This window comes from Rhodococcus sp. IEGM 1307, assembly GCF_030056915.1.
Taxonomy (GTDB): Bacteria; Actinomycetota; Actinomycetes; order Mycobacteriales; family Mycobacteriaceae; genus Rhodococcus_F; species Rhodococcus_F opacus_D.
The window spans coordinates 26,662-35,004 of the sequence record NZ_JASHKW010000042.1 but is presented as its reverse complement, the minus strand read 5'-3'; the positions used below and the strand labels follow the sequence as shown (position 1 = coordinate 35,004).

At 63.5% G+C, this 8,343-nt stretch carries 7 protein-coding genes and 1 pseudogene; 4 read left to right on the top strand and 4 right to left on the bottom strand.

Going from position 1 to position 8,343, the window contains the following annotated elements; translation table 11 throughout:
• Positions 1-742 precede the first annotated feature (742 nt).
• The gene (locus QM841_RS41930; protein ID WP_283336622.1) at positions 743-1,330 is read left to right on the top strand and encodes a Clp protease N-terminal domain-containing protein; all 588 of its coding nucleotides are present in this window, start codon (positions 743-745) and stop codon (positions 1,328-1,330) included.
• A gap of 75 nt (positions 1,331-1,405) precedes the next feature.
• Here QM841_RS41930 and QM841_RS41925 read toward each other — a convergent pair.
• The 3 genes and pseudogenes from QM841_RS41925 to QM841_RS41915 form a co-directional block, all read right to left on the bottom strand.
• Positions 1,406-1,810 (bottom strand): annotated as a pseudogene (locus tag QM841_RS41925) (YciI family protein).
• Positions 1,811-1,967: 157 nt separating this feature from the next.
• A complete protein-coding gene (locus QM841_RS41920) occupies positions 1,968-2,297 on the bottom strand; it encodes a hypothetical protein (protein ID WP_283336620.1) in 330 nt (109 codons plus the stop codon).
• 689 nt (positions 2,298-2,986) lie between these two features.
• On the bottom strand, positions 2,987-3,301 hold the full coding sequence (locus tag QM841_RS41915) for a hypothetical protein (protein WP_283336618.1): 315 nt from the start codon (positions 3,299-3,301) through the stop codon (positions 2,987-2,989).
• Positions 3,302-3,891: 590 nt separating this feature from the next.
• Here QM841_RS41915 and QM841_RS41910 point away from each other — a divergent pair.
• The gene (locus tag QM841_RS41910) at positions 3,892-6,501 is read left to right on the top strand and encodes a helix-turn-helix transcriptional regulator (protein WP_283336617.1); all 2,610 of its coding nucleotides are present in this window, start codon (positions 3,892-3,894) and stop codon (positions 6,499-6,501) included.
• A 75-nt stretch (positions 6,502-6,576) separates the two neighbouring features.
• Positions 6,577-6,798, top strand: a complete 222-nt coding sequence (locus tag QM841_RS41905) for a hypothetical protein (RefSeq protein ID WP_283336616.1) — start codon at positions 6,577-6,579, stop codon at positions 6,796-6,798.
• A 194-nt stretch (positions 6,799-6,992) separates the two neighbouring features.
• Here QM841_RS41905 and QM841_RS41900 read toward each other — a convergent pair whose 3' ends face one another.
• The gene (locus QM841_RS41900; protein ID WP_283336615.1) at positions 6,993-7,370 is read right to left on the bottom strand and encodes a hypothetical protein; all 378 of its coding nucleotides are present in this window, start codon (positions 7,368-7,370) and stop codon (positions 6,993-6,995) included.
• Between the two features lie 75 nt (positions 7,371-7,445).
• On the opposite strand from QM841_RS41900, the gene QM841_RS41895 reads away from it, so the two are divergent.
• A complete protein-coding gene (locus QM841_RS41895; protein WP_164063538.1) occupies positions 7,446-7,967 on the top strand; it encodes a hypothetical protein in 522 nt (173 codons plus the stop codon).
• Positions 7,968-8,343 lie beyond the last annotated feature (376 nt).

The following is an 8,343-nucleotide window of genomic DNA, read 5'->3' as shown; positions in this document are numbered from 1 at the left end:
CAGGCTGCTGGATGGCGCTGCTCCGCGAACCGGTGGCGGCGGCGCTGCTCCCGGCGCTCCGCGCCGGGAGACGGGGCGAGTCGCTGCGCTCCCCGCCAGGGAGCCGCTGCGCGGCTCGCAGTGGGTCCATTCCCGTTGCCGACGATCGAGTCGCTTCGCTCCTCTGAGTTTCCGAGATTAGACTCTCACCAAAGCTTTTCATCGGCACGTTTGATCCGGTCCCCCACAGCCGAACGAGGCTGGGGAGACGGGGTGGTGCGCCCGACCCGCCGCCCACTCGTCTTCCTGTGCCGCTCCATGTCATACCCCACAGCATACCACCCACCCCCACGCAACCCAAAACATCGAAAACCTCAAATCATCCAAATCTGTTGATCAACAACAACTTACGAACCTTACAAGCTGCGGTTTGTGCACAAAACACGTAAAGACATACTCACCAACTAATTACCGCAACATGTTGCAAATAAACATCTTTCAAAAACGACGCAAAGCCGGACGCAACAGACACCCGCGCGCCCGCCGGAACCCCGGCGCCGCCACTCCCCGAACAGGTCGCCGGCGACCCCCACATCACAAACCGGGGGCATGCCATCACACCAGGTCACAGCACTATTACGCCCACCGGTGCCGAGGTCGCATCGATCCCACCCCTAACCACCTACGCACCGCCCAGAATGGGCAGCAGGGAATTCAGCAGTAGTTCGCGTCGCTCGCGGCGACGCCTGGGAGGGAGCGCGTCATGGTGTTCGAGAGATTCTCCGATCAAGCCCGTCAAGTGGTCGTCCTCGCCGCCGGCGCCGCCCGCACCCACCACCAGAACTCCGTCGGCACCGAACACCTGCTCGTCGGGATCTTCGACGCCGGCGGCCCCGGAGCGGCGGCGCTGACCTCGTGGGGCGTCACCGCGCCGGCCCTCGAGAGCAAGCTCGGCGGTGTCAGCGCACCGGCGGGCTCCGCTCCGGCGGTTGGGCACATCCCATTCACCCCGAAGACGAAGAAGGTCCTCGAAGCCAGCCTGCGCCAGACCGCCCTGCTCGGGCACGAGGAGATCGGCACCGACCACCTCCTCCTGGCCCTGCTCGACGACCCCGCCTCCACCGGCGCTCACATCCTCACCGACCTTGTAACCCTCAGCATCGGCGAAATGCGTGAGCACCTCAGACGCGAACTCGCCCACAGGCCCACCCCAGGCCCCGCCCACCGCATCCCCATCCGGCTCAGCGACGACGAATACACCCGCGCCCACGCTGCAGCCCGCACAGCCGGCCAGAACCTCGAAACCTGGATCCACGACCGCATCACCGACGCCCTCGAACAACCCGAATAACAGGCTCAGTCGGGGGCGTAAAGAACAGATCCATCCCGATCCGCAGCAGGGCCCCATCCCCCGTGCGTCACCCCGTCAGTCGTGACATCCGCCCAGGAACGGACGCAACTCGAGCCACTTATGGATCGGCTTCCCACCCACCCGGAGGCGCCGACAACTCACCCGCCAAACTCAAGCGCCCGACCGTAGTTCTCGACGTCGATCACCATCCAACCGGCGATCACCATCCTTGGACTCCGCGAACAGACCATCGGTCACCGGCGGGCGGCCCCTCGCCGTCGTACCAAACAGACGCGCCCTCCGCCGACAGTGCCTGACTGTCGACGAACTCACCGGTCCACTTGAGCCGAGCAGCGCATGAGCCGAGATCTCCTCCGGCGTCCACCGATCCATCGACACATCGTTCACCGGCGCCGGCGCCGGCGCACCACGGTAATGCTTGGCCAGCAAGTACTTGCCATCATATTCTCCGCGCGGCATCCAGGTGTTCTCGGAACAGTCGATCCCATAGGGCCGCAACAAAACTTCCTCTACGTTTATCCCAGGCGAAGGAGCCAAGACACGCACTCGAATGCGTACCAACCCACGCAGTGGTGCCCAACCGGGCACCACTACATCGTGAGGTTAGGGTATCCCCTCACGCATTGAATACCTCGTAGTCGACGAAGTAATCCGCCTCGTCGGATCGGAAATAGGCTCGGCGCCAGCCTCTTCCTACTTCGTCCTTTCGAATGAGTTGAGAACCGAGGTGATCATCCTCGTCCGGCCAGTCTTCGTCGATCAGCGAAACGAAAGCACTCGACTTTCCTGGTGGAAACAGTTGAAAATTATTGGTGTTCCTCGTGCGTCCTCCCTTCATGGGCCCGGACCAGATTGTTTGATCGTTCCACTTGAGAACGCACGCATCTGCGCCTGCATCTTCGGTCTCATTGCAATGCAGATTCGCAAAGTGAACTTGGATCGCCATGACGGTCTCCTTTAAGTCAATTCCTCTGTTTTCGCCCCTAGCACTATCTGGGCTTTCCAAGGATGCAGGTTGGGGCCTCAGACTCCTGACGTAGTCGTCTACTCGAATTCATCGGGTGCGACTCGCGCTACTCGTCCTAGCCCCATCATGATCGAGTAATCGACGCAATTGTCGGAACGTACCCCGGTCGGCAAACCAGTCGTTCCCTACACCTTCAGCTGGCTTGGCAGCGAGATGCTCAAAACCCACATTGCCCAAAGCTACGGCTCTTGCCACGAAGCGGCTCGTCCGACCAAACTGCTCGCCACCACCGCGTCGCAGACAGCACTGACGATCCACGATGAGGTCCTTCGACACCACGCCCCACAGCCCTCCGCACCACAGCAGCGCGCACCCACCACCTCGCGAACAGCACAACGCGATCCCGGAACCCTGGTCCAGGCCACCCAATCCGCGGACGGCCGCGGATCCGATTTGAACGAGTGAACGGCCCTATACGGATACACGCTTGGCTGCGGAACCTCGAAATAATGCGGCACTTGAGACCTCGTCCGCTGAGGAGGAGTACTGGACAGGCGATGCACGGTCCATTGGAGTACTCCGCTACCCCTCAACTGGACCACCGCGGCCCGCAAGCTTCTAGATGTACCAACGCACGCGAATCCATCGCTCGAACGGTCCATCGCTTCCTAGGAGCACTCGCCATGTCTACTTCTCACCAGATCGACACGCAACTGTTCGGCATCATCCACGACGCCGTACGCCGCGACTTCGGACGCAGCTTCGATGCTCTCGCCACCCATACCCCGCTGTTCGCCGAGCAGCGCGCTGCGGTCGCCGACCAGCTGTCCTGGACTCTCTACTTCCTCGAACGCGTGCGAGTCAGCGAGGAAGTCGACCTGTGGCCGCTCGCCTGCCGTCGAGATCCGTCGGCGGCGCCACTGCTGCACCACCTCGCCGCCGGACATGCTCGTGTTCATCACGCCGCCAGTGCCGTCGAACACGCCGCCCACGTCTACCGCAATTCCGACGACACCAGCGTGCGTGATGACCTTCGCGGTGCACTCGAAAGGTTGTGCACCATCCTGCTGCCCCAACTCGACCGGGAAGAGACCGAGGTCGCACCCATCGTGGCCGCGAACATCGCAGATACCGAGTGGACGACCTGGCTGCACGGCCTTTTTCGCACCGAAACGGCCGGCGAATTCGCCAGGGAACGCCAATGGCTCATCGATGCACTCGAACCCGTGCGCCGCACCTACGCCACGCGCACTTTTCCGACACACCGATACATTTGTCGACCCCCGTTTGCACTCCCATACAGTCAGCTCGCACGACATCTGCGGCGCAACCGGACCGCGCCAAGCAAACCTTGGCATTGCTCGCGTATCCGCATCGCACTCCACCAACTCGAAAATCGCACTTACCCCGCCGTAGGACGATCGCAGAGAGGCGGGGTGGACGGCGGCCCGTGCGGTCGAGTAACCAGAGATCGAAGATCGGTAGCCGAGTCAGCGAAAAACCCCCGGTCATTGACCACAAATATCGAACCAAGTGGTCGCATTCCACCCGGGAAAGTGCATACGATGAGGTCATGGCCAATGTCTGGCCATTGGTCGGGCGGGACGAGGAACTACGCCTGATCAATGCCGCCGTGACCGCAGCCGACGGTTACGGCGGGGTCGTGATCGCCGGACCCGCCGGCGTAGGGAAAAGTCGACTCGCCCGTGAAGCGGTCACCCATGTCACGCCCGGACGCTGGATGCCGCGGTGGGCACGAGCAACCGCCTCCGCTCGGGCACTCCCCCTCGGAGCATTCGCCGAATGGGCTGGCGATATCGCCAAGGATCCGATGCTCGTCGTCCGCGGTGTCCTGGACCACCTCACCACAGTTCCGCCGGGCGCGAAGGTAGTCGTCGGGGTCGACGACGCGCACCTGCTCGACAACCTGTCTGCGTTCGTGGTGCTCCAGCTCGCTCAGCGGCGGCTCGCCAAGGTCGTTGTGACGATCCGAACCGGCGAACCCGCCCCCGACGCGGTCACCGCCCTCTGGAAAGACGGTCATCTCCAACGAGTCGAGCTCCAACCACTCTCCGAGGCCGAAACCGGGGACCTCATCACCACAGTCCTCGGGAGCCCGCTCGAACCGACCGCCGCCCACCAGTTGTGGGACCTCACCCGCGGCAACACCCTCTACCTGCGCCATCTGGTCGACCAAGAACTCGCATCCGACCGGTTGACCCAGCACCGGGGAAGATGGACATGGACGGGAACACCGATTCTGTCCGCCGGGTTGGCCGAACTCATCGACACACAGATAGGTGCCCTGCCCGAGCCGGTCGGGACCGTTCTCGACTACCTTGCGGTCGGGGAACCTATCCCCGAGGACATGCTCGTCATGCTGACCGATGCAGAAGCGGTCGAGGCCGCGCACTCCTCCGGGTTGATCACCGTCACGCCCCGCGGTCGGCATCTCGTCCGCCTCACACACCCGCTCTACGGTGAAACTCGGCGCACCAAGGGTGCCACCCCGCTGCGGTTGCAGCGACTGCGCGCGCAACTGGCGTTGCTCCTGGGCTCGGTACCGGACTGCGACGTGCGCGACCTCGTGCGCCGCGCGGTCCTGACACATGAGTCAGACCTCGAACCGGATCCAGTCCTGTTCGAAAAGGCCTCCGCGGCAGCACTATCGCTCATGGACGCCGACCTCGCCGACCAACTTGCCGCGGCCGCGATCAGCACCGGTGCCGGGTCCAACGCGCATATCACCCGTGCCCTGGCGCTCGCCTGCCGCGGTCGTGGCGCCGATGCCGAGAGCACCTTCGCGCACGTTCCTACCGGAAACCTCGCCAGCCGGGAAACTACGGATATCACCTGTATGCGTGCTCTGACTCTGTTGTGGTTGCTCGACCGTTCCGAAGACGCCGACTCCGTGCTCACCACTGCCATGGGCACCGCCACCGAGCCCGATGCGCTGACCGCCTGCCACGCCAACATCCATGCGCATCAGGGGCGCCCGCAGCAAGCCGTCGATGAAGCGACCACGGCCCTGGACGCGCCGCAGCTCACCGACCTCGGGACCATGGCCGCGATCTGGGCGCTGACCATCGGACTGGGTGACCTCGGCCGCACAGATCAGATCGGACCGATCGCCACGCGAGGGTACGAGCTCATCGCACGATCGCCCCACGCGTCTCCGCTCCGTTACGCGCTGTGTGACTTCCACACCTTCGCTCTGCGGCTTGCCGGCTATGTGGCCGAAGCCGAACAAGTCGCCGTTCGGGTGTGCGGAGACACCTCGGGCGCCCCCGGTTGGCCTCAGATCATGTCCAGCATCCGGATGGGCCAAGCGGCCCTGGCCGCGGGACGTCTCGACGACGCGCAAAAGTGGATCGAAGCGCTCTTCGCGCTGCGCCCGGCAGTGGTCGAGGTCAGTGGGTGGGTCACGATGTGGCTCGACGCGATCGCGCAGGTCAGAGCGATGACAGGTGACCATGAGGCCGCGCTCGCGATTCTGCACAAGCGTGATTCGTTAAACCATGTCGGATTCGCCTATCAGCAACCGCAACACTTGCTCACCCGGGCATGGGTGGCCGCGGCGCGTGGAGCAACCACCGAAGCGATCGGGCTCGCACACCAGGGCGCCGAGCGTGCACGCACGTATCACCAGTACGCCCAGGAAGTGGTGTGCCTACACACCGCGACACGCTTCGGTGACCGGACCACCTGCCCACGGCTTCACGAGCTGGCCGAGCAGGTAGACGGGCCACGCGCCGTGGCCGCCGCACAACACGCCACCGCACTCGCCGCCGGAGACCCCGACGGCCTCGCCGACGCCTCCGCCCGATTCGAAGAGATGGGTGACCTGCTCGCTGCGATGGACGCCGCCGCCCACGCTGCCACCACCTACCGGCACCAGGGCCGCAACGGCTCCGCTCTCGCCGCCACCGCCCGCGCCCAACACCTCGCCGATACCTGCGGCGGTGCACACACTCCAGCCCTGTGCGAAGCGCAGCAACCATCACCCCTGACCAGTCGGCAACGCGAAATCATCACCCTCGCCGCCCAAGGACTGACGAACAAACAAATCGCCGAGAAAATGACCCTGTCCGTCCGCACCGTCGAAGGGCACCTCTACCGCGCCTCCCTCAAAACCGGCGCCAATGGCCGCGACGACCTCGGCGCCACCCTCACCGGCGAGTAACGCACCAAGAGTCGGCCTCGACTGGGGTAGCCGACTACTCCACCCCACCACACGCCCTGGCCGCACCCTGAGGTTATGGCTTCTTCGCTAACACCCCGCGAGCAGGCGTTGCGGCGGCTCCCGCAGCCCTACTCCCTCGCATTGCGGCTTCGTGACGCCGGAGTCGCCGACGACCAGATGTGCACCTATCTCGACATCGACGCTCACGCGCTCCCGCCGCTCCTCGAGCTCGCCGACGCGAAACTCACCGCCGCACTTCGCATCACTGCAGATAACGAATCGAAGGATCAACCATGAACGGCTTCAAACCCGAGCTGACGGAACCCGACGTCGACCCTCGCGCGTCCCCGAACGGATCTCGGCGAAACGTAAGCAATTGGACGTCCGGTAAGGCGCCGACTAGAGACGTCGTCGCATATTACGTAGTTCTGTCGGTCAATCAGGTGACCGACAGAAGGCAAATCCGTTATCAGGTTAGTCAAAAGAAGAGCTCACATGCGCTGGCAGGAGAAAACCAATGAGAAGGAAAGCCACATCTCTAGTCCTTGCTGTTCTGGCTTCAGCAGTGTTGCCGACCTCTGCTCTATGGGCGGGATCGGGAACTGCGGCCGCAACGCCGACACGGGGAAGACGAGGAGTCGAGTGGAAGCAGTTATCATCGTTGCTGCAATTGCGGCCGCGATTGCAGTCGTTTGGCTTTGGGACACGATCACGGGTGCGCTCCCGCGTACAGCCGCGGATTCGGTGGATTCGGCGTCGCAAAGGCCGATTAGTGTTCGCGCGCGGTGGCCGATGACATCGGGCGGGCGCAGAGCCGAAAGATTGCCCTGGAAAATGTGAGAATTGAGTTGTAGCACTGCAGCTGCCATGGTGGGCGACGCCTCCTTAGCATAGTTAATTTAAGCACATGCATTTCGTTCGCAGGACAGACAAGCCACCGCCCGGTGAATACCGTGTTGATGGTCGGACAACCGTCCCCGCTTGATCAAAACGAATGGACCCCAAAAATGCCGTCACGCAAAGTAACTACTTCGTCGATCGTCGCAGCAACGCTTATTTGGGCGGCAGCGATCGGCGCGGCCGTTCCGACATCAGCTGCACCCGTGGACTCAGGAAGCGCGGGCAGCGGTAGCGGCGGCGGTGCGCCTGCGCCGCCTGCGCCGCCTGCGCCCGGAAGCGTTCGTGGATTCTGGACGGGTTCCTGGACCTCCAGCTCCGGCACATACCCGGCCTCGCTCGACGTATCGCAAGATGCTCCCATGCGGGCGCACATCGATATCCCCGAGCGGCTCTGCCGAGCAGACTGGCACGAGGTGCGCCGCGACGGCGGCGTAATCGTCCTCGATGCCACCGTCACCCAAGGGACGTGCAGCAACAACACCTGGGTGCTTACCATTGGCGGTGGCACGATCACCGGTCAAGACTCGACGGACTCAGGCACTCGCGTCAACTTCCACAGAGATTGACGATATAAGCGATCCGGGTTCAGTTCACACCGGGTTCAGTTCACACCGGGTTATGTGTGACCGCCCGGTTGACCTCGGCGCCACCCTCACCTTGGAGCAACGCGCCGAGGGTCGGCATCAACTAGCGTAGCCGACTACTCCACCCCACCTCACGCTCTGGCCGCACCCTGAGGCTATGACTTCTTCGCTTACGCCACGCGAGCAGGCGTTGCGGCGACTCCCTCACCCCTACTCCCTCGCATTGCGGCTTCGTGACGCCGACGTCGCCGACGACCAAACGTGCACCTACTGAGGACACACGACTTCGCCACGAATTGCTAAAAGGGCAGCTGGCGAGAACATTTCGCGCCCTGAACGGACATACCTCGATTACATC